General features: G+C 66.7%; 22 protein-coding genes and 2 pseudogenes. 15 read left to right on the top strand and 9 right to left on the bottom strand.

Annotation, left to right across the window (positions count from 1 at the left end):
• Positions 1–105 precede the first annotated feature (105 nt).
• Both ABZV00_RS33205 and ABZV00_RS33200 read left to right on the top strand, forming a co-directional pair.
• Entirely contained in the window at positions 106–1,032 is a 927-nt protein-coding gene (locus ABZV00_RS33205) for a hypothetical protein (protein WP_355613557.1), read from the top strand.
• Positions 1,029–1,340 (top strand): transcriptional regulator, encoded by a 312-nt coding sequence (locus ABZV00_RS33200; RefSeq protein ID WP_355613555.1) that lies wholly within the window; start codon positions 1,029–1,031, stop codon positions 1,338–1,340. The genes ABZV00_RS33205 and ABZV00_RS33200 overlap by 4 nt, the downstream gene beginning before the upstream one ends.
• Positions 1,341–1,552: 212 nt before the next feature.
• Here the strand turns inward: ABZV00_RS33200 and ABZV00_RS33195 are convergent, their stop codons facing one another.
• Positions 1,553–2,629: a bifunctional NAD(P)H-dependent oxidoreductase/GNAT family N-acetyltransferase gene (locus tag ABZV00_RS33195; protein ID WP_355613553.1), complete on the bottom strand. Its 1,077-nt coding sequence runs from the start codon at positions 2,627–2,629 to the stop codon at positions 1,553–1,555.
• Positions 2,630–2,660: 31 nt separating this feature from the next.
• Between ABZV00_RS33195 and ABZV00_RS33190 the strand changes: the two genes are divergently transcribed.
• Positions 2,661–3,137, top strand: a complete 477-nt coding sequence (locus tag ABZV00_RS33190; protein ID WP_355613552.1) for a MarR family winged helix-turn-helix transcriptional regulator — start codon at positions 2,661–2,663, stop codon at positions 3,135–3,137.
• A gap of 73 nt (positions 3,138–3,210) precedes the next feature.
• Here the strand turns inward: ABZV00_RS33190 and ABZV00_RS33185 are convergent, their stop codons facing one another.
• The 3 genes from ABZV00_RS33185 to ABZV00_RS33175 form a co-directional block, all read right to left on the bottom strand.
• Complete coding sequence (locus ABZV00_RS33185; RefSeq protein ID WP_355613550.1) at positions 3,211–4,128, bottom strand: tyrosine-type recombinase/integrase; 918 nt, start codon at positions 4,126–4,128, stop codon at positions 3,211–3,213.
• Positions 4,129–4,246: 118 nt separating this feature from the next.
• The gene (locus ABZV00_RS33180) at positions 4,247–4,687 is read right to left on the bottom strand and encodes a hypothetical protein (RefSeq protein ID WP_355613563.1); all 441 of its coding nucleotides are present in this window, start codon (positions 4,685–4,687) and stop codon (positions 4,247–4,249) included.
• A gap of 146 nt (positions 4,688–4,833) precedes the next feature.
• Positions 4,834–5,211, bottom strand: coding sequence for a hypothetical protein (locus tag ABZV00_RS33175; protein WP_355613549.1), 378 nt, complete (start codon positions 5,209–5,211; stop codon positions 4,834–4,836).
• 88 nt (positions 5,212–5,299) lie between these two features.
• Between ABZV00_RS33175 and ABZV00_RS33170 the strand changes: the two genes are divergently transcribed.
• The 3 genes from ABZV00_RS33170 (at position 5,300) to ABZV00_RS33160 (ending at position 6,826) form a co-directional block, all read left to right on the top strand.
• Positions 5,300–5,488 carry a hypothetical protein gene (locus ABZV00_RS33170; RefSeq protein ID WP_355613548.1) on the top strand — a complete coding sequence of 63 codons (189 nt, stop codon included), beginning with the start codon at positions 5,300–5,302 and terminating at the stop codon, positions 5,486–5,488.
• Positions 5,489–5,660: 172 nt separating this feature from the next.
• Positions 5,661–6,134 carry a GNAT family N-acetyltransferase gene (locus ABZV00_RS33165; protein WP_355613547.1) on the top strand — a complete coding sequence of 158 codons (474 nt, stop codon included), beginning with the start codon at positions 5,661–5,663 and terminating at the stop codon, positions 6,132–6,134.
• A 368-nt stretch (positions 6,135–6,502) separates the two neighbouring features.
• Positions 6,503–6,826: a VOC family protein gene (locus tag ABZV00_RS33160; RefSeq protein WP_355613545.1), complete on the top strand. Its 324-nt coding sequence runs from the start codon at positions 6,503–6,505 to the stop codon at positions 6,824–6,826.
• A 389-nt stretch (positions 6,827–7,215) separates the two neighbouring features.
• Here the strand turns inward: ABZV00_RS33160 and ABZV00_RS33155 are convergent, their stop codons facing one another.
• Positions 7,216–7,770, bottom strand: a complete 555-nt coding sequence (locus ABZV00_RS33155; protein WP_355613544.1) for a hypothetical protein — start codon at positions 7,768–7,770, stop codon at positions 7,216–7,218.
• 672 nt (positions 7,771–8,442) lie between these two features.
• On the opposite strand from ABZV00_RS33155, the gene ABZV00_RS33150 reads away from it, so the two are divergent.
• Positions 8,443–8,724 carry a transposase gene (locus ABZV00_RS33150; RefSeq protein ID WP_355613542.1) on the top strand — a complete coding sequence of 94 codons (282 nt, stop codon included), beginning with the start codon at positions 8,443–8,445 and terminating at the stop codon, positions 8,722–8,724.
• Positions 8,725–9,013: 289 nt separating this feature from the next.
• Here ABZV00_RS33150 and ABZV00_RS33145 read toward each other — a convergent pair whose 3' ends face one another.
• Positions 9,014–9,592 (bottom strand): hypothetical protein, encoded by a 579-nt coding sequence (locus ABZV00_RS33145; protein WP_355613540.1) that lies wholly within the window; start codon positions 9,590–9,592, stop codon positions 9,014–9,016.
• Between the two features lie 304 nt (positions 9,593–9,896).
• The gene (locus tag ABZV00_RS33140; RefSeq protein WP_355613538.1) at positions 9,897–11,273 is read right to left on the bottom strand and encodes a CoA transferase; all 1,377 of its coding nucleotides are present in this window, start codon (positions 11,271–11,273) and stop codon (positions 9,897–9,899) included.
• Positions 11,274–11,746: 473 nt separating this feature from the next.
• Between ABZV00_RS33140 and ABZV00_RS33135 the strand changes: the two genes are divergently transcribed.
• The 7 genes and pseudogenes from ABZV00_RS33135 to ABZV00_RS33105 all read left to right on the top strand — a co-directional run bounded on the left by ABZV00_RS33135 (position 11,747) and on the right by ABZV00_RS33105 (position 17,797).
• On the top strand, positions 11,747–12,226 hold the full coding sequence (locus ABZV00_RS33135) for a hypothetical protein (RefSeq protein ID WP_355613536.1): 480 nt from the start codon (positions 11,747–11,749) through the stop codon (positions 12,224–12,226).
• A gap of 174 nt (positions 12,227–12,400) precedes the next feature.
• Positions 12,401–12,826: pseudogene (locus tag ABZV00_RS33130) on the top strand (DUF664 domain-containing protein); the annotation flags it as partial.
• Positions 12,738–12,947: pseudogene (locus ABZV00_RS33125) on the top strand (hypothetical protein); the annotation flags it as partial. The pseudogenes ABZV00_RS33130 and ABZV00_RS33125, both read left to right, overlap by 89 nt.
• Positions 12,948–13,143: 196 nt before the next feature.
• A complete protein-coding gene (locus tag ABZV00_RS33120) occupies positions 13,144–13,899 on the top strand; it encodes a TOPRIM nucleotidyl transferase/hydrolase domain-containing protein (RefSeq protein ID WP_355613534.1) in 756 nt (251 codons plus the stop codon).
• A 477-nt stretch (positions 13,900–14,376) separates the two neighbouring features.
• Complete coding sequence (locus tag ABZV00_RS33115) at positions 14,377–15,486, top strand: IS110 family transposase (protein ID WP_355613532.1); 1,110 nt, start codon at positions 14,377–14,379, stop codon at positions 15,484–15,486.
• Positions 15,487–15,595: 109 nt separating this feature from the next.
• Complete coding sequence (locus ABZV00_RS33110) at positions 15,596–16,255, top strand: acVLRF1 family peptidyl-tRNA hydrolase (RefSeq protein ID WP_355613524.1); 660 nt, start codon at positions 15,596–15,598, stop codon at positions 16,253–16,255.
• 342 nt (positions 16,256–16,597) lie between these two features.
• Positions 16,598–17,797, top strand: a complete 1,200-nt coding sequence (locus ABZV00_RS33105) for a DUF6596 domain-containing protein (RefSeq protein WP_355613561.1) — start codon at positions 16,598–16,600, stop codon at positions 17,795–17,797.
• Positions 17,798–17,818: 21 nt separating this feature from the next.
• On the opposite strand, the gene ABZV00_RS33100 is transcribed toward ABZV00_RS33105, so the two are convergent.
• Positions 17,819–18,178, bottom strand: coding sequence for a YciI family protein (locus ABZV00_RS33100; protein ID WP_355613530.1), 360 nt, complete (start codon positions 18,176–18,178; stop codon positions 17,819–17,821).
• 416 nt (positions 18,179–18,594) lie between these two features.
• Positions 18,595–19,137 carry a DUF6817 domain-containing protein gene (locus ABZV00_RS33095; RefSeq protein ID WP_355613528.1) on the bottom strand — a complete coding sequence of 181 codons (543 nt, stop codon included), beginning with the start codon at positions 19,135–19,137 and terminating at the stop codon, positions 18,595–18,597.
• Between the two features lie 140 nt (positions 19,138–19,277).
• Between ABZV00_RS33095 and ABZV00_RS33090 the strand changes: the two genes are divergently transcribed.
• Positions 19,278–20,009, top strand: coding sequence for a methyltransferase domain-containing protein (locus ABZV00_RS33090; protein WP_355613526.1), 732 nt, complete (start codon positions 19,278–19,280; stop codon positions 20,007–20,009).
• The last annotated feature ends 434 nt before the right edge of the window (positions 20,010–20,443 follow it).

The raw sequence follows: 20,443 nt of genomic DNA, 5'->3' as shown, positions 1-20,443 counted from the left end.
CAGGACGACCGAGGAACCAAGGCCGACTGTCGTGCATGTGCTGGGACGGATTCGTCAAGCAGGTGGTGGGACTAGACATCTGCCGGCGGCCCTGTCCTGCGCCGGGTGATGGTTGACACCGCGACCTCGGATGATGCTTTACATGATCGCGACGACCGCGCGACTCGCGGCAGAAGCGGACGTGCGCGTCGGGCGTTCTGGCTGCCGCTGAAGGGCCTCGTCGAGCAGTCGTCCATGTCGCGGCTTGGCCGGCATGTCCGGGCGGCCACCAGCAGAAGCGTGTGTAGGGCCTCGTCGATCTTGTCGCATCCTGCGCCGCAAGGCTGGAGCGGCGGGTCTTGGCTCTTCGCACCAATCTGTCGCTTTCCTCGGCGTGTCAGCTGGCGCTACCAGGACCACCTGCCGCGCCGTGGTTGCGCTCGGTTGAGGCGACGGCTTGGAGTCGTCGCGCTGCCGGTCGGCGTTGGCGTGAGTCTCCGGAAAGTACTTGCCAGCTGGGAAAGACAACGCTACTTTCCTAGTAGGAAAGGCCTCGACTCCAGGGAGGGCGACATGAGCGAACAGGTACACCCCGACGAAGCGGCCCGGGCACTGGCGCAGATCAGAGACCGCCAGGAGCAGGTCATCAACGTGACCATTGTCCCGGCCTGGTATTGGTGGCTCGTCGGTGGGCTCATCGTGGCACTCCCTGCGGCCGTGGAATCGCGCGAACCGGTCACGATCGGCATCGGTGTCACCGTGTTCGTGCTCGGCATCCTCGGCGGGACCGGTTGGGTGGTTCGCGGTGCCCTGCGCGCCCAGCCGCGCAACGAACTACTCGGCGGGCGGGGAGTCATGATGATCCTCGGTTTCGTGGCGCTGGTCCTCGGCATCACGCTCGCCGTTGCGTTCAGCCTGGGGGCCGCCGGCGTATCGCACCCGGCGACCCTGGCCAACCTGCTGGGCGCGGTCCTGCTGATCGCGGGTGGCCCCATGCTCACGCGCGCACTGCGCCGCATCATGCTCGACCACCGCGCTGGTGGTACCCGATGATCACGCCGCGCTTTGACGAACTGATCCACGCGCCGACCCGGCTGGCGATCGTGTCCCTGCTGGCGGCCTCAGAAGTAGCCGACTTCAAATTCATCCGCGACAGCGTCGGCCTGTCCGACTCGGCCCTGTCCAAGCAGCTCACCACGCTGGAGGAGGCCGGCTACGTGCAGATCCGCAAGGGCTTCGTAGGCAAGCGACCCCGTACCTCGGCGAAGTTGACCACCGTGGGGCGCGCGGCGTTCGAGCAGCACGTCGCGGCCCTCCAGGAGATCGTGTCCCGCTCCGGCGCGTCGGTCCTGCCACCATGACGCGCCCACCGCTCTTGTCAATTGGGTAAGGAGACGCTGCGTGGGAGCTGACGGGCGGCTGGGGCCAGGCCCGTGTCGTACCTACGGTCCGGGCTGAACCGGACTGATCGCACGCACATCGGCAAAGTCGGACGTGTCCCGCACGCGGATCCGCCAACGCCCCATCAGCGGCATAGCGCACCGGACTACGTGGGTTCAATGAGCCGGCAGCGTCAGCGCTGCCTGACGGATATGTCCTTTGTAAGGCAGGTGGTTCCGTCAGGGCCGGCGAGTGGCACCGACTGGTATCCCTCGTTGTGGTAAAGGTCGATGTTCCGCAGGCTTTTCGCGCCGGTAAACAGCAGGATGCGGCGGCAATCCGGTTGGGCGCCGGCTTCGGCGGTACGTAGCAGCCACCGGCCCAGCCCCTCACCTCGCAGGTCGGGCACGACGGCGAGCCGACCCACGTGCCAGTCGGTGTCGACGCGACGGGCCCGCACCATGCCCAGCAGTCGGCCGTCCAGCCAGATGCCCGTGGTGTGCCAGGTCGCCAGCCAGTCGCGTACCTCCTCCAGCGACTCGTGCAGGGCCGGTATGGCCATGGTGTCATTGACGACGGCTTCGTCCACCCAGCAGCACCGCTGCAGCACAGTGACCTCGGGCGCGTCGTCGGGGGTCAGCCGTCTCACGTAGGACCCCGGCAACGGTCCGGACAGCGTCCCGGCTCGTGCGCGTTCGCGCAGTGGCCGTAGGGCGTGAGCGACCCGGACCAGTTCGTCCAGCAGCCCGACACCCGCCGTGTCGCGGGCCGCGTCGGACCGCAGCCGCCCACTCTCCATTGCGTCACCGATGCGAATCGCGACCGTGGCGTCCAGCGGAACCAGGCGCAGCGTAGTCACCACCTGCTTGGCATGCTGAACCGACCGGGTGCCCGCCGACGTGTGGCCGTAGCTGACGAAACCGATCGGCTTCCACGCCCATTCGCGGCTGAGGTAGTCCAGCGCGTTCTTCAGCGTCGCTGGCATTCCGTAGTTGTACTCGGGCGTGACCGCGATGAACCCGTCCGCCGCGTCGACGATCGCGCTCCACCGACGTGTGTGCTCATGCCGGTAGACACCCGACGACGGATGCTCCTCCTCGTCCAGGAACGGCAGGTTCAGATCGCTGAGGGGCACCGGTACGAGCTCGACGCCGAGTTCCGCGGCACGAAGGGTGATCCTTTCGATCAGCCACTGTCCCACCAGGGGCCCGAGGGCGCCTGGGCGGGTGCTGCACATCAGTACAAGGACACGAACCGGTTTCGTTAACATGGAAACGAAGTTTAGGTGCTAGATTGATTACATGTCAACTAAGCCGCCGGCCGGGACCGTACGCTGGTTGAACCCTGACGAGGAGCGGGCGTGGCGGGCGTTCCTGCGCGTGGTGGTCGCCGTTCAGACCGGCACGGCGCGGGATCTGGCCGCGATCGGGCTCTCCGAACCCGACTACGAGGTACTGAGTACCCTGTCGGAGCGGCCCGGCCACACCAGCAGCCTGGGGGAACAGGCCGACAAGATGGGCTGGTCACGCAGCCGGCTGTCCCGGCACGCCACCCGGATGGAGGCACGCGGTCTCCTGAGGCGCGCACCCGATCCGACCGACGGCAGAGGCTGCTTCCTCGTACTCACGGCGCAAGGTCTGGACGCACTCGAAAACGCCGCACCGGCCCACGTCGAATCGGTACGACGCCACTTCATCGACCGACTCGCCCCAGAGGACCTCATCGCCATTGAACAGATCGACCGGAGGCTGGAAGAACCCCCAAGCCGCGACGATTGACCACCCAAACGGCACCCGTCGGCATGATCGCCGATGATGAACACACTCATCTCGGCAAAGCCGCGAGCGCTGGCTATGTCCCGGAGGCCATGTAGGCGGCGAGGATGTAGTTGGGGTGCCGGTCGAGGTTCTTGCGGGCTCGGTCGTAGCGCATGGTGGTCCGCGGATCGGCGTGACGGGCCGCGATCTGCACGTCGCGCAGGCTGACGCCAGCGTCGAGCATCGTCGTCACGAACGTGTGCCGCAGCATGTGGGGGTGCATCCTCGACATCCGGATCCCCGCGGCGTGGGCAAGGTGCTTGAGCCGACGGGTGGCGGCGTGTCGGTCCATCCGCCGACCGTGGGTGTTGCGCAGGATCGGCCCGCTGGTGCTCTCATCGACGGCCCGGTCGATGGCTCGGGCGACGGCGGGTGGCAGCGGGACGAGGACAACCTTGCCGCCCTTGCCGCGCACCCGTAGGACCCGGTGGCCGTGTTCCTCACCCAGGTCGGCGATGTTCGACCCGCAGGCTTCGAAGATCCGCAAGCCGAGCAGACCCAAGAGAACGACCAGGGCGAAGTCGTTCGGGTTGGCCGACAGGCGGGCGGTAGTGATCAGAGCTTCGAACTGCAGGTGCCCCAGTCCCAGGGTCGGTGACTCGGCCGGCACCGTGGGCCGGCGGACGTAATCGGCTGGCGAGTGCTCCAGGATGGCGTCGATGACACAGACCCGATAGAACCCGACCACGACCGACAGGCGCCGCGACACCGTCGAGGGCTGGTATCGGCGAACGTCTTGCAGCCAGCGCACGTACCGCTCGACGTCCACTCGAGCTGCAGCGAGCGGGTCAAGGCTGTGGTCGCTGCACCAACGAAGGAAGACTCGCAGGTCGGACTCGGTATGGACGCGAATCTTCCCACGGTAGCGGCCCAAGAAGGCGGACACCGCGGCGCGCACAACAAGTTGATCGGCCGGTACGACACTGGAAGCCGAAGCAGGAGGGGTAGCCATACATCACCGTGCGTCACCACCGACGATGAACGCCGGCCCACCCGGAGCGGCAGAAGAGTGAGACCAACGTGGTCGCCTATGGGCGAGGCAATCCCAGCTGTCGGCGTGCCAATGGCGTTCAGTCCAGACAGCGGACTCGGACCGCGACGTGCATCCACTGGGCACCACCAGTGTCCCAGTCGATGACGGTCAACTCGGCGCGGTGATGGTCCGTGGAAACCGGGTCGCCGCCATCCCCGGCTAGACAGGTCGGATAGGTGCCATCTGAGTGGATCGTCCCCGCGACGTCCTGCCAATTGTCTGTAAGCACGGAGTAGATCGTGTCCCCGTCGTTGGGCTTGCGGACGACGCCATCCGTCTCGAACGCGATCAGTCGCGTCTCCTCGTTCGACCAGGTGACCGTCCCCGTCAACACCACTGCGGTCGCCGAATGCCGATCACGCGACAACCCGATCCGATAGCCGCCGAGCGCAGCGATGACTGCGGCGATCACTGTGAGCGCTACCGATACCCGCGCACGCCGAATCATTGCTACAACGGCAAGACGTTCCTCTTTCATGATCGGCACGAAGGCAGGGTAGGGCAGCGAGGCACGCACGGTCTATCGGGTCCAGCAGCCGACATACTCACCTCGGCACGACCGGGTGCCGACTTGATCCGTTGTGGTGACAGTGCGTAGCGGTCGGTCGGCGGCAGTTGAGTGCGTCATGGTCGAATGATGCGTGGTGCGTTGAGGTCCTGATTGTCGATGAGAACGTCGGCACGGTCATGCGGGGTACAGGCTCCGAAGTAGATGCGTTGCGCGTCCACGTAGCGGCGGATGCTCGGGTGCGCGGGATCGGGATGTGTTCCGTCGCGCATCGCCATGCGCTTTGCTGTCTCGGCAAAGGGCACGTCCAGGAACACCGACAGATCCCAGGCCGTGACCAGCTCGTCGCGTTGCAGAAAGAGCCCGTCGATGATGAGTACGGCGGCAGGCGCAGCGGTAAGCGGTTCCGGGTCGAGGGGGGGCGTCGGTGGCGAGGTCGTGTGCGGCGGGCCGGTACAGCCGTGTGCCACCCGGGCGGAAGGGTTCGAGGACATCGCTGCGGAACCTCGGATAGTTGAAGGCGTGTTGCCAATAGCCCTCTGGTGATTCCCGTCCTTGCTGGTATCGGATCGCTCGCGGGTTGTGGAAGTCGTCGAGGGAGATCCGCACGACAGGGCGGCCGGACGCCTGAACATCGGCGGCAAGCTCATCGGCGAACATCGTCTTACCGGATGCATCCGGACCATCGACCGCCACGCGGGCACAGGCACCGTTCTGCGATGCGGGCATCAAGCCCGCAACCCGCCGGATGACATCGCATCGCTCGACTGAGATGATCACCCGGCAAGATTCCCATGCTGACCTACCGGCCCGCATCCGCTCATCGGCAGTTTCGGACGTGCGCATCTACCTGAGCCCCGGCGCACCACCAGCGGCATGAGCGAATGCCAGCAGGCGGTGACTATGCGGTTGCGTCGTTGCCAGTCGCGATTAGTCTTCAGCCGTGATCTCGCTTGCCCCCCGGAACGCGCATGACGACCTGTTCGAGGTCTACTCCACCAACAAGGATTACTGGCGGTACAGCGGGGACCTCGACCCGGAAAACATCAACCGGTCCGCGGTCGCGGCGATGCTTGCCGACCTTGCCTTTGAAGAGGAGGCCCTCGTTGCCCGCGACGGCGCGGGACGGATCGTCGGCTACGTCCAGGTTCTCCCGCAGCACCCGAAGGACGACCATCCGTGGATCGGCCTCCTACTGGTTGACGGACGGTACCGGAGGCAAGGACATGGCCGGGCCATCGCCGCAGCGATCGAACAGCGGTTCCGCGACGCAGGTGCGAGAGCGGTTCGCCTCGGTGTGCTCACCAACAACGTCGAAGCGCAGCACTTCTGGACCGCGCTGGGCTACCGCCGCATCGACTTGCGACCCGACCTGGCGAAGGGCCGCGCGACTCTGGTGCTCGAAAAGCCTCTCTAGACCAGCGACGAAGGCCAAAGAGCATCCGCTCTTCGGCATGACAGCGCAGCGGAGTGGGCTGGGCGCGGCCAACGCGCGGACAGCGGCAAATGAGTACACACCGACGATCCGACGAGGTTTGCTACTTATGGGCTTCAAGGCCCGGCTGAGCGTCAGTGTTGGCTCCGCAAAGTAGCGAAAGGCTCTCTGACCTGTGGTGTTTCGTCCGAAGTGGTACGACCGGCGTGTGACGGGCGCTGCCGCGTCAAGAGGTTCCCGAAGAAAATGTTGCAAGGATGCCGAGAATGGCTTGGCGGCTCCGTCTCAAAAGTGGATGCGGCCACCGTGGCCGTACAACGCCAAGGAAGCCCGGCATGACGAGTCAGCGGATGGACAACGTCCTCATCGTTGTCGACGACCTTGACGCTGTTATCTCGTTTTTCGTCGAACTTGGCATGAAGCTGGAGGGCAAGGGGCCAATCGAGGGACGTTGGGTGGAGCGCGTCATCATTGGGATTGACGACGTCCGGCAGGACGACGCGATGCTGCGGACCGCGGAGGGTCACGGCCGCATCGATCTGGCATTGTTCCACACCCCGAAGGCGATCAGCGCCGAGTCGAAGGATGCCCCGGCAAACACCTGGCAACCAGTTGTTTGGCGAAGACCTGGGCCTAGTATTGCGTATGAGGTAGCTTTCCGGGCCGGCGGATAGTTGACGGACCTGACCCAGCCAGAGATCGAGGAAAAATTGTCGCTGGGTTCGCCGCCGACCGGGCGCCGGTGGTCGCCCGACGCTGGTCCTCGGGATATACCGCCCGCCGATGGAGCACGAGCAGCCAGCACTCAATCCGTCGAGTCGAACAAAGTCCATAATTCAGCGGGCAATGGAGCATCAACGTGCGCCCATAGCTCTACCGATCGTCGAGTCGAAGGGGTTTGTGTACAGTTATTGCTGCCCCAACCGCAATAACTGTACACAAACACACCTGCCCCAAGTAAACAATCTCAAGGTGGGGTCGTCCGGGTCAGGTCGATGATTCGCGCCCGTGTCGGGCCGGGTGCCTCGGCCGGCTCTCAGCCGCAGGTGCTGGAACGGTAAGGTCACGGAGTCCAAGTGATTGGTTCGGGAGCCCCTGCTGGCGTATATTCCACCGCAGTCGGCTTTCCGTCCTTGGGTACCTTGAACTCAAGCCAACCACGAACGCAGGTCCCGACCTTGATTTCCTTCCGGTCGGGATACTCGGGCTTCATGCCGTTGCCGCCAGCGTGGCCAGTGGTCTTGATTGAAGCGTCCCCGAATTTCAATACCCAGTTTGAGGTGCCAATCGAGACAGCGGAGTATCCCTTGGGCAGTTTTTTGAGGCAGTATTTGAGGTCGATCGCGCCATAGACATAGGCACTGTCTGATGGCTTTCCGAATTGCGTGGCGTTGTGCTTGTAACCGTAGAACGTGATGGTCGAGGTGTTCTCGTCAAAGGGAATCGCATCGCCAAGCTTGTTCCCTGCGGGTGCCGAGGGCGGCGGGGTCGATGGGACCGCGCTGGCGCTTTGGCTCGGAGCGCTCGCCGCGCCGGACTCGGTGGCTCCTCCGCATCCCGCCACTGTCATGGCCACCGCGACCGCGATGGAGGGGATCATGGTCTGCCTCAAGTGCACCCTTTTGCTCCTATGCTCAGCTTGACGATCGATGTACTGCCGATCGGCCGCGCCTCGACGCCCAGCCAAGGACGACCTTCGGGGACATCTACCGACGGCCGGGAGGGCCGGCGGATCGCGGCTAGCTAGGGAAGATAGCCCATCGACTATCTTCCCTGGGGGTCGAGGCAGGCGGTCAGGGTCTTGCGAGGCGGACCAGGAAGACCGTGGCGGCGATGAGGATTAACAGGGTCGGCCCCGTATGTCACATGTACAACCTCGCCCATGCTGGTCAAAGGCGGAGAGCCCGGACGTAAACAAGTTGTCCGCCATAGGTTGATCATGTCACTGCCGGTATCGACGAACCATCCGCTCATCGGCAGTTGCGGATTGCCGAGTGGTGCCGAGCGCTGGCCACTGTAGGTGATGGCGCGCGTCCAGCCCGCGCGCACTACCTGCGGCTACTTATTTAATTGGATCTACGACCCGTGCCCGGCCAGGCTGGGTCGAGGTAGCCGGTGGGCTCGCTCTCTCTCGCGGCTGTCCACCCGAGTCCGGGTGTGACTCTCATCTGGCGTGCGCCCGCCGAATACCGCCCGGGGAGTGGCTCGAGAGGGGTTTGTGCGGCTCGAAGTAGCTTTGCCCTCCCTGTTCGGCATCGAGTGAGTAAGCAGCCACAGCAGGAGGCAACACATGAGGCGTGTCGTGATCGGGATGGATCCGCATAAGCGGTCGGCCACGATCGAGGCCATCAACGAACGAGAGAAAGTCCTGGCCCAGGGCCGCTTCGGCACCGACACCGAGGGCTACCAGCAGATGCTGGCAGCAGGTCGCGCCTTCAGCGATCGGGTCTGGGCGGTCGAAGGTTGTTCCGGCATCGGCCGGCACATCGCCCAGCGCCTGGTCGCCGACGGCGAACCAGTGCTCGACGTGCCGCCGAAACTGTCGGCCCGAGTCCGAGTCTTCGACACGTGATCGGGCCAGTCAAGGCCCGCAGCCGTCGCCGCCGCGCGGTACTCCGCTACCGCGTCACGCAGGACGCGCATGTCGTCGAGCATCACGGAGCTCCCGGCGGTGTGGGCGTCATGCACAGGCTAGCCCCGCCCCGCTGGCGCCGGGCATCCCGGAGCCTCGCAGGCGTTGATCGCCTGAACCGTTCTCGGCAGATCCGGTCGTCTCGGACGCGCCGTCAGCGGCAGCAGAGGATGGTGCGCCCGGCCGGCTTGTTCGGACCAGTGCGGCGGCACGGCCCGCGGCGGCTCTGTCAGGTTCGGAACAGCACGTCGAAACCTGGGATTTGGGCCATCTCCTGCGGCGTGTAGAGGAAGCTAGCCAGCAGTACCGCTCGGGCGGGAAGGTCGGGCGCGCGTAACCGAAGCGGGACGTTCTCGAAGAGCGTCAGCACCAAGCTGAAGTCTCCGAGCTGGGGCAGGAACTCCGCGATGGACGCGTGGTGGAACGACAACCAGCGGCTGTCGACCGAAATGATCAGACGGCGGTTCGTGAGCGCCACGCGCGTGGTGTGAACGTCCCGCCACCGCGGCTCGGCGCTGTCCCGGCTCACTCGGTTACGGATGATCGACCCCAAAACTGCGGTCGGGGACAGGTAGGACGCGGGACTCTCGAGCAGGTATGTATCGTCGCCGTAGAACCGCGAGTACTCCATCGGTCCGTCGGCGTACGCCGACTCGCCGTCGTTCAGCCGCAGCGACGTGGCGACTGGTTCGACCAGCCCGCCGCTGACGACATGCTCGTAGAGGCGCGCGGCCTCCAGCAACGCCTCTTCGATCTGCTCCGTGTCAAAGTCCCCGGGGCGCCATCCTGGCTCCACTGTCACCTCCAAGCCTTTATCGACGTGCCGCGGATCGACGCCAGTGTTGCACGTCCCGAGTCGATCAACGCCGACCTGGTTGAAGCCAGTCCGGACTGTTGCACGCGTCCGGCGTAGTACGGCTCGGCAGGTCCACCGTGACGTACTCATCTCGGCAAGTCCGGACGTCGGCTCCATTCGCTCGACATGACGCTCCGTAGCGCGCGGATCGCGGCAGTAGCGGATGTTGTGACGCCGTTACTTCAGGTCCACTGTTCATGGTCGTCGCCGGAACTATGGCCTAGCTCGAGCCCTCTCCCAGGGTGGCCGCGGGCGTTCAGCTCCAATCGGGCGACGCTTGAGCGTAGGCGGGTGGTAGGTGAGGCCAGCCCAGTGGGCGGCCGTCGAGTTGACCTGGTGGGCTGATCGCGCTCCATCCGTTTCCGAGTGCTGTTCGGTAAATGTCGGCTTGGCGCTTCGGGTCATCGCCCGCGCTCTGCCTGGCTGGCATGATGCCTTGGTCCAGCAGCCATCGTGCCGTCCTGGCGAGGGATACAGAGACGTGGGTGGCGTCGCCGGTGCGGGCGCGTCGACCCAGTGCGGCCAGTGCACCAGCAGCGATGAGGTAGCCGGTGGCGTGGTCGAGCAACTGACAGGGCAGCGCACCGGGTCGGATGCCATCCGTGCTCGTAGCCCAGCCGATGCCGGTGGCGATCTGCACCAGGCTGTCGAAACCCCGCCGTGTGCCCCAGGTTCCGGCCGTTTCCCACGCCGAAAGCGTGACGACGATGGTGCCGGGGTGCTGGTCCGCAACCTGGTCAGGGTCCAGACCGAGACGGCGCAGCGCTCCGGGCCGGTAGCCGGTCACGAGAACGTCGGCTTGGTCGAGAAGGCGGTGCAGAGCTTGACGGCCGTTCGCCGTGCTGGCATCCAGGCTTGTGCTTGCCTTACCGATCACTCCGTCGACGGCATGCAGCGCCAATTCCGGGCGATGCGGATCATCGACTCGTAGCACGTCGGCACCGAGCGCGCCCAGCATCCGGGTGCCAACGGGGCCTGCGATGACCCGTGTCAAATCAAGCACCTTCAACCCCGACGCCGGAAGCTGGCCCGGTTCGGCTAGCGGCAACGAGCCACGGCTGAGCGGCACCATGCTCACGAGCGGCGAAGTCCCCGCCGTGCTGCATTGACTGTCTGCTTGCCACAGGGCCTGCGTACGAGCCGCCACGGCCAACCCTCCCGCGGCGTACACAACACGCTCAACCTCCAACGCCGGGCGCGCGGCAATGACGTCAGCCAACTGCGCCTGAACCTCGGCGTCTCGACCGTCGTTCACACCGAGGGACGCCAGCAGAGCCGTCCGATGCCACGGGTAGTTCGCATGGGTGCGCACCCAACCGTCCGCAGCCCGCCACAACCGGGACAGTGGAGCGAAGCCGTCGATCCCCCGCCCGTCTGCGTCGCGAAGCAAGACCTCGCTGCGCATCGCCGCCGCCACATGTTCCGTGTCGAGCGCAATGTCAGGCCGCCGACCGGTGCGCGCAGAAGCCAGATCAGCGGCAGCCGTGAGACAGGCGGCCACGGACACGATTGCGCATTCGGCGACTGCGAGCGGTGACGCCAGCACCGCAGGCTGTGGATCTCCGGCCAGCCGGGGCCCGGCGATATCCACCAGCCCCAGGTCTGCCAGTACGCCGTCCGACAGAGTCACCATGCACACATCCTTCCCGACTCTTGCTGACCCGGATTGACCCACTGGAGGTGCCGTTGCTCACCCGCCGGACAGGGTCAGGAGGAACGCCCAGAGTCGTCGGGAGCGTCGCGACGAACGTCCTCATCTCGGCAGATCCGGTCGTCTTGCACGCGCTGTCGGCGGCTTGAGCGCGCACGGGATCTCGGGTGTTGATCGTGCTCGGGCGGGCGAACGTGGTGTGTCGATGCTGCTCGGCCACGCAACGTCTCAAGGCACGAGGACGGCGGGCAGCCGTGACAGCGGCCAGGTCGAATTCCCCGCGTACGGCCAGTCCCAATGTCACGATCAGTGACGACATGAGGGCTTGCGGCCATTGCCCGCTGACCAAGATCTTCAAGCCGGCCGGAAGTGTCAGTACCGTGCCGTACGGTGCGCGCCTACCCATGTTCGTTGCCGACGAGCGATCGCGGGCGACTGATAATCGAGGACTTGACATGAGTACTGCCGCGCCCATCGACGGACGCTCTGACTTCGACTTCATCTTTGGCCGCTGGCGGGTGCACAACCGCAAGCTGGTGGACGTCACCGACCCCGAGTGCCAGGAGTGGGTCGAGTTTGACGCGACGGCCGAGGCCGAACCGATCCTGGGCGGTCTGGGCCACGTCGACCGGATCTGGACTGACACCTTCGACGGCTTCACCCTCCGCCAGTTCGACCCCGAAGCCGGAGTCTGGCGAATCTGGTGGGCCTCCAGCACCAGACCAGGACAACTGGACCCGCCCGTCGAAGGATCCTTCAGCGACGGCCGCGGCCGATTCTTCTGCGACGACGTCCTGGGCGGCCACGCGGTGAAGATCCGATTCGAATGGACCACTCCGAGCCCGGACGCCGCGCGCTGGGAGCAGGCGTTCTCCTACGACGACGGCTCCACCTGGCGGACCAACTGGACCATGGATCTCACCCGCGTCGTCTAACACTCAGTAACGGATGGCGGCCAGTTGTCTCCCCCGCTAACTGGCCGCCAGCGGGGAATCCCACCTGGCCGCTAACACAGCCGGCCGCGGCGTAGCTCAGCGGTGTCGGGTGCGAAGCTTGTCGACGAGATGGGCCGTAGTTAAATCCCTGGTCGGCCGATAGGCGTATCACCGATGATTGCGGCCATGGCCACGACCCGACGAGCCGACACGTTCACCGCGGACGGTGAGCCGTCCGACGACGGCCCGCGTGAGAACGGACCAAGGTTGGGCAACGAGCGCACCACGCTGGTCGAAGCCCTGCGCTGTCAACGCCTCACGTCGGAGATGAAATGCGCAGGTCTTGATGCGGCGGCGATGGCGCGGCGTTCCGTCGAGCCGTCGACGATGTCGCTGCTGGGGCTGGCGCGGCACCTGGCCGAGGTGGAGCGCGCGACGTTCCGGGGGCTGATGGCGGGACAGGACGTGCCCCGGCTGTTCTGCTCCGACACCGACCGTGACGGTGACTTCGATGGTGCTGTTCCCGACCCCCAAGTCGTTGCGCAAGCGTGGCACGCATGGCGTGCGGAGGTGGACTTCGCCACGCGGTTTGTGGCCGCGGCGCCCAGTCTCGACATCACCGACAACGATCCTTTTGAATCAGCATCGCAGCGGTGGAGGGTCGATGTCGCTGCGCGAGGTGCTGGTCGGAATGATCGAGGAGTACGCCCGCCACATGGGTCACGTCGACCTGTTGCGCGAGCGTATCGATGGTGGCATAGGCCAGTATCCCACCCGAGCCCTCGACCGTGGTCAGCAGCGCGTTGTTGGCGTACACGTCGTAGGCGGTGACGCCGACGTTGACTCAAATGGCCAACCAGGCGCTGGGCGGATGTGCGCGAGAGTTCTCTGCTATCACAACCGGACGGGAAACCACCATGGATGTCACCGAGGGCCGCGAGCTTGCCCGCAGGGCGCTCGATGGCCACTTGGGTGGCAATGCCGCCTCGATCCGGGCAACGGCCCGCGCCCTGGCGAAGGTCGAGTCCGCCGTAGCCGTGGTGCTCGTCGAGGGCATCAGCGACCAGATCGCACTGGAAACGGCCGCAGTGGGCCGCGGCCGGGATCTCGAGGCCGAGCGGGTCGTGATCGTGCCAATCGGCGGGGCGCACGCGATCGGCCGCTTCCTGACGAGGTTGGGCCCGCTGGTCACCCGGGTGCGACTTGCCGGTCTGTGCGACCTGCGTGAGGAGGAGATATTCCGGCGCGGACTGAACGTGACCCACGTTGGCTCACCCCGGACGCGCACCGACATGGAGCACCTCGGGTTTTACGTCTGCGTCAACGATCTGGAGGAGGAGCTGATCCGCGCCGTCGGCACCGCAGGGGTCGAAGCACTCTTCGATTCGCAGGGCGACCTCCGATCGTTCCGCTCGTTCCAGAGCCAGCCCGCCTGGCGCGGCCAGAAGCCCGAAGCCCAGATGTGGCGGTTCCTGCGCAGCAGCTCGCGCCGCAACCTGCGCTACGCACGCCTGCTCGTCGAGGCGGCAGTTGGCCGGGATACTTGCCGCGGCCGCTCGACGCACTACTCACCACCGTTTAACCCACCGAAGGTCAAGCCCTCGACCGTCGGCCCGAAAGGTGCCGGTACCGGCACCGCCATCGCCGCCCGGTTGGTCGCGCCGTCAAGATGACGCGCCATAGTTCCCGCCGGAAGCCCCGGGTTGTCACGGCAAATGCGACCAGCATGACCGCCGGAAGATCGGCTAACTCCGCCTACCGCGCCACGCGAAGGCGCGAAGGCCAAACGAAATCGCGTGTGTAGACGACCGTGAAGATCCACAAGACCAGGATCAAATGCACTGTCATCGGCTACTTGTTTCATTGACCTGCGACCGTGGCCCGGCCAGGCTTCGGTCGAGGCGCCCAGGCTGTCGCTCTCATTTCGGCTGCCCACGCTGGTCGTGTGGCTCTCATTTGGCCTGCGCAGTCCCGGGCGCCGCCCCCAGGGCGGGGAGAGGCTCCAGAGGGGTTTGCTCGGCTCGAAGTAGCGTTGCCCTCCCGGCTCGACAACCCAGGTGGATCGAGCATCGGAGGACGCGGTGAGCGGCACGTCAGATCGCGTGGTCATCGGGATGGACCCACACAAGCGCTCTGCCACGATCGAGGTCATGGCCGGCGACGAGACCATCGTCGGCGGCGGTCGCTTCGACACCGACCGCGACGGCTACACGGCGATGAGGCAGTACGCCAAGCAGTGGCCGAACCGGGTCTGGGCGATCGAGGGCTGCCAGGGCATCGACCGGCACCTCGCCAACCGGCTACTGGCCGACGGCGAGCAGGTCCTCGACGTGCCACCGAAGCTGTCCGCCAGGGCGCGGGTGTTCGCCACCGGGCAGGGCCGCAAAACTGATGCCACCGACGCCCACTCCATCGCGCTTGTCGGCACCCGCATGGCCGGCCTGCGCCCGCTCGTCAACGACGAACAGCTCGCGCTGCTGCGGATCCTGGCCGACCGTCGCCGCTCCCTCGGCGAGGACCACACCCGGATGGTGTCCCAGCTGCACCAACTGCTGCTGGAACTGATCCCGGGTGGGGCGAAGAAGAGCCTGTCCGCCGCCCAGGCCAAAGCACTGCTGGCCACGGTCCGACCCCGTGACGCGGTCGGCAAGGCCCGACGCCGGGTCGCCGCGGAGCTGATCGGGGACCTCGAACGGATCTACCGACGATCCAAGGAAGCCGACAAAGAACTCAAGGACCTCGTGGCTTCCACCGGCACCACGCTGATGGACCTGCACGGCATCGGACCTTCGGGCGCCGCCCGGCTGCTGGTCGAGGTCGGCGACGACATCACCCGGTTCCCCAACCGGGCCCACTTCGCCTCCTGGAACGGCACCGCCCCCATCGACGCATCATCCGGCGAACAGGTACGCCACCGGCTCTCCCGCGCCGGCAACCGACAGATCAACCGGGTACTGCACATCATGGCCACCGTCCAGCTCCGCAACCCCACCGACGGCCGCGCCTACGTCGACCGCAAGAAAACCGGCGGCAAGACATCGATGGAAGCGATGCGCGCCCTGAAACGACGCCTGTCCGACATCATCTACCGGCGCATGAGCAACGACGCGGTGGCCACGGCGGCGGGCCCGGGAGGACAACGGGGAACGACTACTGACTCCAGCGTGACCAGCTCGCATCCCCCAGCCGGCTCTTCGGAGAAGTCACTTCCCGGACCCGCCGAGACCCAGCTTAGAACCCCGCTCGCGGCGGTGTCTTGACACAGAGGGCGGCAGAACCGGGCATCAGCTGGGCTGTGTTCGATGGCGCGACCCGCTTCATGTGAGCATGGTGGGTGCAGGCCGGCCGTTCCCGATAGGTGGTGTTCACGTGGTGAAGGCGCGACCCGCCGCGGGTGGCGGGCGGTGGGTGGAGATCTCACCGGAGCGGATTCGTGGTTGGCTCGACGGCTTCTACAGCCGCCACGACGGCGCCACCGAGCAGGGCCTCGTGTTGACCGGCGTGAGCAACGGTGATACCGCCACGCTGTATCCGCCGCCGGGGCTTACCGACGCGCAGGATGTCGACACGCTGCTGGCCCGCATCATCCGACCGCCCCGGATCGCCGTGCTGCTGGCCCGTAAGGGCGCGGTTGCCGCCGGCGTCGCGGACGGTACGACCATCACCGTCTCGAAGGTCGAGCGCTTCTACGTGCAGGGTCGCACCGCGGCCGGCGGTTCCTCGCAGCAACGCTACGCACGTCGCCGCGCCAACCAGGCCCAGGCTGCTACTCAGCGGGCTGCCGACATCGCCGCGCGGATCATGCTGCCCCACGCGCCCGGTGTTATCGCCGACCCTCACGATGCAGTCAGTGCCCTGGTCTGTGGCGGCGACCGGTCGATGATCGACGCGGTGCTGACAGACCGGCGTCTGTCGCCACTGGCGCTACTGCGTCACCCACACCTGCTCGAATCCGCCGAGCCCCGTCTGGCCATCCTGGAGGATGCGGCGGTCACGGCCAGACGGATCCGCGTCCACCTGATGCCGTGACCACGATCAGGTCCAGCAGGTCGGACCTGTACGCGATGTCCCGTAACCCGCCCGCTCTGCGGCAGATCCGTGCAGTGTGAGGCCGGCGCCGAGGCGTCAGCGAGCACATGCTGTCCTGCTACCCGCTGTACGGGTTCGGCACTGACGCGCAGCGCAACCTCACCTGCCCGACATGCTCGGCGGCGGTCAGCTCCGGACGTACTGTCTGTCGACGGCCGCACCGACGGCTGCTGGCTTGGCCAACGGGGAAGACGATGGGGCTGGCGTCCCACCTTGGAGCTCGCGCGACGGGAAGGGGGCGCCTCGGTCTCGCGGGTATTGCACCCTGGTGCGGTGGACGACATGGCAGAACTGTTGGACCGGATCTGGCGGACGGACGCGGCCGGCATGCTCGGCGCGCTCAGCCGGCGGCTCGGCGACTTCGACTGGGCCGAAGAGGCGCTGTCGGACGCGCTGGCCGAGGCGCTCAAGCGCTGGCCCGACGAGGGTGTGCCGGAGAGCCCCACGGGCTGGCTGGTCACCACGGGCTGGCGCAAGGCGCTGGACCGGCTGCGCCGAGACGCCGTCGGCCGCAAGAAGGTGGCACAGGTGGCTGCGGAACCGCCGCCGGAACCGGGCGTGGACGATCGGCTGACCATGGTTTTCGCGTGCTGCCACCCAGACCTCGCCGAGCCGGCCCGGGTCGCGCTGACGCTGTACGCCGCCAGCGGTCTGAGCACGGCCGAGATCGCCGCCGCGTTCCTGGTGCCGCTGCCGACGATGGCGCAGCGGCTTTCCCGGGCCAAGCGGCAGCTGCGGGAGCGCGGCATCCGGTTCGAGGTGCCACCGCCGCATGAGTACGTCGACCGGCTACCGGCCGTGCTCGCGGTGATCTACCTAGTGTTCAACGAGGGGTATCTGTCCAGTGGTCGGTCCGCCCAGCGGCGCGAGCTGGCCCGCGAGGGGGTCGAGCTGGCGTGCCAACTCGCCGCGCTGCTGCCCCGTGAGCCGGAGGCCGCCGGCCTGGCCGCGTTGCTGGAGCTGCACCACGCCCGCGCCGCCGCGCGGTTTGACTCGTGGGGCCGCATCGTGCTGCTCGAACAGCAGGACCGGCGGCTGTGGGACAAGGCGGCGATCGAATGGGCGGCGCTGCGGCTGCGGGCGGCGGTGCGCCAGGGTCGGACCGGGCCGTACCAGCTGCAGGCCGGCATCGCCGCGCTACACGCCTTGGCCGCCTCGTACGAGGCCACCAACTGGGCCGACGTGCGGGCGCTGTATGACCGGCTGTGCGCGTTGGACCCGTCGCCGGTAGTGCTGCTGAACCGGGCAGTGGCCACGCGGTTCGCGGTGGGCCCGGCCCCGGCGCTGGATGAGGTCGACGCGCTCGGGGAGCGGCTTGCCGGTTACCACCTGTGGCACGCCGCCCGGGCCGACCTGCTGGCCACGCTCGACCGTCCGGCCGAGGCGCTGACGGCGGCGGAGCGGGCTCTGGAGCTGGCGACGAACCCGGCCGAACGGGAGCTGATGTCGCGTCGGGTGGGTGAGCTAAGGCGCCGGCTGTGAGACCGGCGCCCAGCGTCACCGCTATTCGCGGCTCATCACCGGACGGACCTCCAGCGCGCTCATCCCGGCGGCGAGTGGCCAGGTGGCGGCGATCCGCGCGGCTTCGTCAATGTCGTCGCACTCCAGCATGACGATCGCGCCGATGACCTCCTTGAGTTCCAGGTACGGCCCGTCGGTGATCACCGCCTGGCCGCTCACGCCGGCGCGCACTGTCTTTGCCGTGTCCCGGGGCTGTAGCTCGGCGCCGCCGTCGACGATCTTGCCGGTCGGCTGCCACCGCTCGAACCACTCGTAGACCTGCTTCATCACGTCCTGCTCGTCGGCCGGGGACAGCGCGGTCCACTCGCGGTCGTCGCCGAAGATCAGCATCGCGTACTTCATCGTTGCTCCTCGTGGCTGGAAGGGCTGCGTCGTCCGTGTGACGAACGGCCGGCACCGGTCCTCGACAGGTCCCGCCGAACTTCTTGCCGAAGTTCCGGCGGCCAACGGCTCCAGGGTGATTGAGTTGAGCTATCAGCACAACGAAGAGCCGTGGTGGCAGGGCCATTGGACGATCCCGTACAGCGCGGACCGAGTCTTGGTGATCACGGCTCAGGCGCTCCTGGCGTACTCGACGCCCGCTCGTGAGGCTGCGGACGTCATCGCGGCGAGTTTCGAACGCTGTCAGTAGAACGCGCTCACGTCGGCAGATCCGGTCGTCTTGCACGCGCTGTCGGCGGCAGAAGAGTCTGCGTGCAGACCGACTTTCTGCGTGCCGAGCAGGAAGTGGGGTTGCTGTCGAGGGCTGTGGGATTGCCTTAGCGCCGTTCGGTCATTGCCATGGTCCGACGGACATCGCCGGCGATTGCCGGGGAGGTGGCCGGCGCCCATCGGGTGAAGAGGTCGTGGAAATAATCGCCGTGTTTGTCGAGCATCGCCGGGTTCCGTTCGATGACGTCGAGTTCGTTGACGATGCTCAGGTCCACGAACGGGACGATCTGATCGGCGGCGAGGACCGTTGCGTGGCCGGTGAAGCGGTCGTGCACGGTGGCGCTTGCCGCCAGGTCTGGCCACGTGCGGTCGCGGTCGCAGGCGCCGTACAGGTACACCAGGTTCTCGGCCTCGTCGCCAACGACAGCGCGCAACGAGGCCCGGTCGGCCCGGTCGATCAGCGCCCGGTCGAAGCCGTCGGTGCCGTATGTGGCGTGAGTCAGACCGGCGAGCCGGACGTACGTGGCGGTTCCGAGCGCGGCGAGCCGTTGCTCGACCCGGCACAGGTGGGCGTAGAGCGTTCCGCCCGGGTGCTCGATGGACTCCGCGCCGTGGTCGCGCAGGAATGCGTGGGCGCTGTCGAACGTCATGGGCGTGACCTTAGGCAGATCGCGGAGGGGCTCGCAGTCCGCGATAGTGCATGATTCGTCACAATCCCTTTGCCACCGACCGATGTGAATAGATGCACTTTGCTCTTGCTGTCGCGTGCCGTGCCGGGTTTGGTCGTCCCATGGCTCTCATCGCGTACGACAGTGCGGACGCCGCCGCGTTCGAGGCGACCCGTCACCTGCCCGACGTCGCGCTCGGTACCTGGCGGGACGCGATCACCCGGTACCTCGGCCCGCGCCCGGGCTTGCGGCTGCTCGACCTCGGTTGCGGCACCGGAAGCTGGTCGCGGGCGTTCCGGTCCTGGTGGTCCGACGCCGAGGTGGTCGCGGTGGAGCCGTCCGCGGCGATGCGGGAGCGTGCGGTGCATCGGCCCGTCCTCGCCGGCAGCGCCGAGGAGATCCCGTTGGACGACTCGAGCGTCGACGCGGTCTGGTTGTCCACAGTCATCCACCACGGTCCCGATCTGGCTGCCGCTGCCCGCGAGGTGCGTCGTGTGGTGAGGCCGGGAGCGCCCGTCCTGATCCGTTCTGCGTTCGCCGGTCGGCACGAGGCGATCACGCTGTTCCGGTACTTCCCGGAGGCCATTGCGGTCCTCAACAGCTATCCCAGCGTGGCAGATGTCGAAGCTGCGTTCGCGGTCGCTGGTTTCACCACCGCGGGCTTCGAGCAGGTTCCGCAGCTGACCGCCCCGTCCCTGCGGAAAGCTGCCGCGAGCCTGCGACGTGAGGCACACACGCCGTTGCAAATGATCAGTGACGAGGCGTACGCGGCGGGCGTCGTCCGCCTGCGCAAGGCTGCGGAGACCGAGACGGGCCCGGTGGTCGACGCTCTCGATCTGCTCGTACTGCGTTGACCAGCTGGCGCCGCCCCTCACCGCGCTACCTCTCGCTCGACGGCCCCGACCTTCACTGTGAGAGGTGTACGTCAGTCCCGGAACCGGGCCGCAGTGTGACGGCGCCGGTCGATGTCGACCTGGAAAGCGTCGCTGCGGCCGTCAACAGCCCGGACAGCGGATAGCGCACCCCACGCGGGTCGCGCGGGTCGGGGACTGCGGTCAAGGCGTGCAAAAGCCTGCGCTGTTCACCCTCGGTCACCGGTCCCCCCGGCTTCTCTCGCCTCTACAAAGGCCGCTCGCCCCACAGACGCCCTGATCAGGGCGCTGCTACCCGACTACGCAATCGCCCTGTCGTGGGTACGACCATTGTTCGTGACAAGCACTGTTTGAGTTGTCAGTTGCGGTGCTCCTGTGCCACTTCAGGAAGATCAGGATCGAGCCGCCGACAAGTG

Origin of the sequence: Micromonospora sp. NPDC005173 (assembly GCF_040608515.1) — a bacterium.
Taxonomy (GTDB): Bacteria; Actinomycetota; Actinomycetes; order Mycobacteriales; family Micromonosporaceae; genus Micromonospora.
The sequence above is the reverse complement of the archived record's forward strand: the minus strand, read 5'-3'. Positions and strand labels throughout refer to the sequence as shown.

What these genes read in the sequence shown, in the direction of transcription:
- ABZV00_RS33095 (WP_355613528.1), bottom strand. Translation starts at nt 19,137, where the DNA reads ATGACGTTCGACAGCGCCCACGCATTCCTGCGCGACCACGGCGCGGAG.
- ABZV00_RS33090 (WP_355613526.1), top strand. Translation starts at nt 19,278, where the DNA reads ATGGCTCTCATCGCGTACGACAGTGCGGACGCCGCCGCGTTCGAGGCG.
- ABZV00_RS33140 (WP_355613538.1), bottom strand. Translation starts at nt 11,273, where the DNA reads ATGGTGACTCTGTCGGACGGCGTACTGGCAGACCTGGGGCTGGTGGAT.
- ABZV00_RS33200 (WP_355613555.1), top strand. Translation starts at nt 1,029, where the DNA reads ATGATCACGCCGCGCTTTGACGAACTGATCCACGCGCCGACCCGGCTG.
- ABZV00_RS33115 (WP_355613532.1), top strand. Translation starts at nt 14,377, where the DNA reads ATGGCCGGCGACGAGACCATCGTCGGCGGCGGTCGCTTCGACACCGAC.
- ABZV00_RS33160 (WP_355613545.1), top strand. Translation starts at nt 6,503, where the DNA reads ATGGACAACGTCCTCATCGTTGTCGACGACCTTGACGCTGTTATCTCG.
- ABZV00_RS33105 (WP_355613561.1), top strand. Translation starts at nt 16,598, where the DNA reads ATGGCAGAACTGTTGGACCGGATCTGGCGGACGGACGCGGCCGGCATG.
- ABZV00_RS33135 (WP_355613536.1), top strand. Translation starts at nt 11,747, where the DNA reads ATGAGTACTGCCGCGCCCATCGACGGACGCTCTGACTTCGACTTCATC.
- ABZV00_RS33185 (WP_355613550.1), bottom strand. Translation starts at nt 4,128, where the DNA reads ATGGCTACCCCTCCTGCTTCGGCTTCCAGTGTCGTACCGGCCGATCAA.
- ABZV00_RS33195 (WP_355613553.1), bottom strand. Translation starts at nt 2,629, where the DNA reads ATGTTAACGAAACCGGTTCGTGTCCTTGTACTGATGTGCAGCACCCGC.
- ABZV00_RS33190 (WP_355613552.1), top strand. Translation starts at nt 2,661, where the DNA reads ATGTCAACTAAGCCGCCGGCCGGGACCGTACGCTGGTTGAACCCTGAC.
- ABZV00_RS33180 (WP_355613563.1), bottom strand. Translation starts at nt 4,687, where the DNA reads ATGAAAGAGGAACGTCTTGCCGTTGTAGCAATGATTCGGCGTGCGCGG.
- ABZV00_RS33100 (WP_355613530.1), bottom strand. Translation starts at nt 18,178, where the DNA reads ATGAAGTACGCGATGCTGATCTTCGGCGACGACCGCGAGTGGACCGCG.
- ABZV00_RS33175 (WP_355613549.1), bottom strand. Translation starts at nt 5,211, where the DNA reads ATGTCCTCGAACCCTTCCGCCCGGGTGGCACACGGCTGTACCGGCCCG.
- ABZV00_RS33150 (WP_355613542.1), top strand. Translation starts at nt 8,443, where the DNA reads ATGAGGCGTGTCGTGATCGGGATGGATCCGCATAAGCGGTCGGCCACG.
- ABZV00_RS33120 (WP_355613534.1), top strand. Translation starts at nt 13,144, where the DNA reads ATGGATGTCACCGAGGGCCGCGAGCTTGCCCGCAGGGCGCTCGATGGC.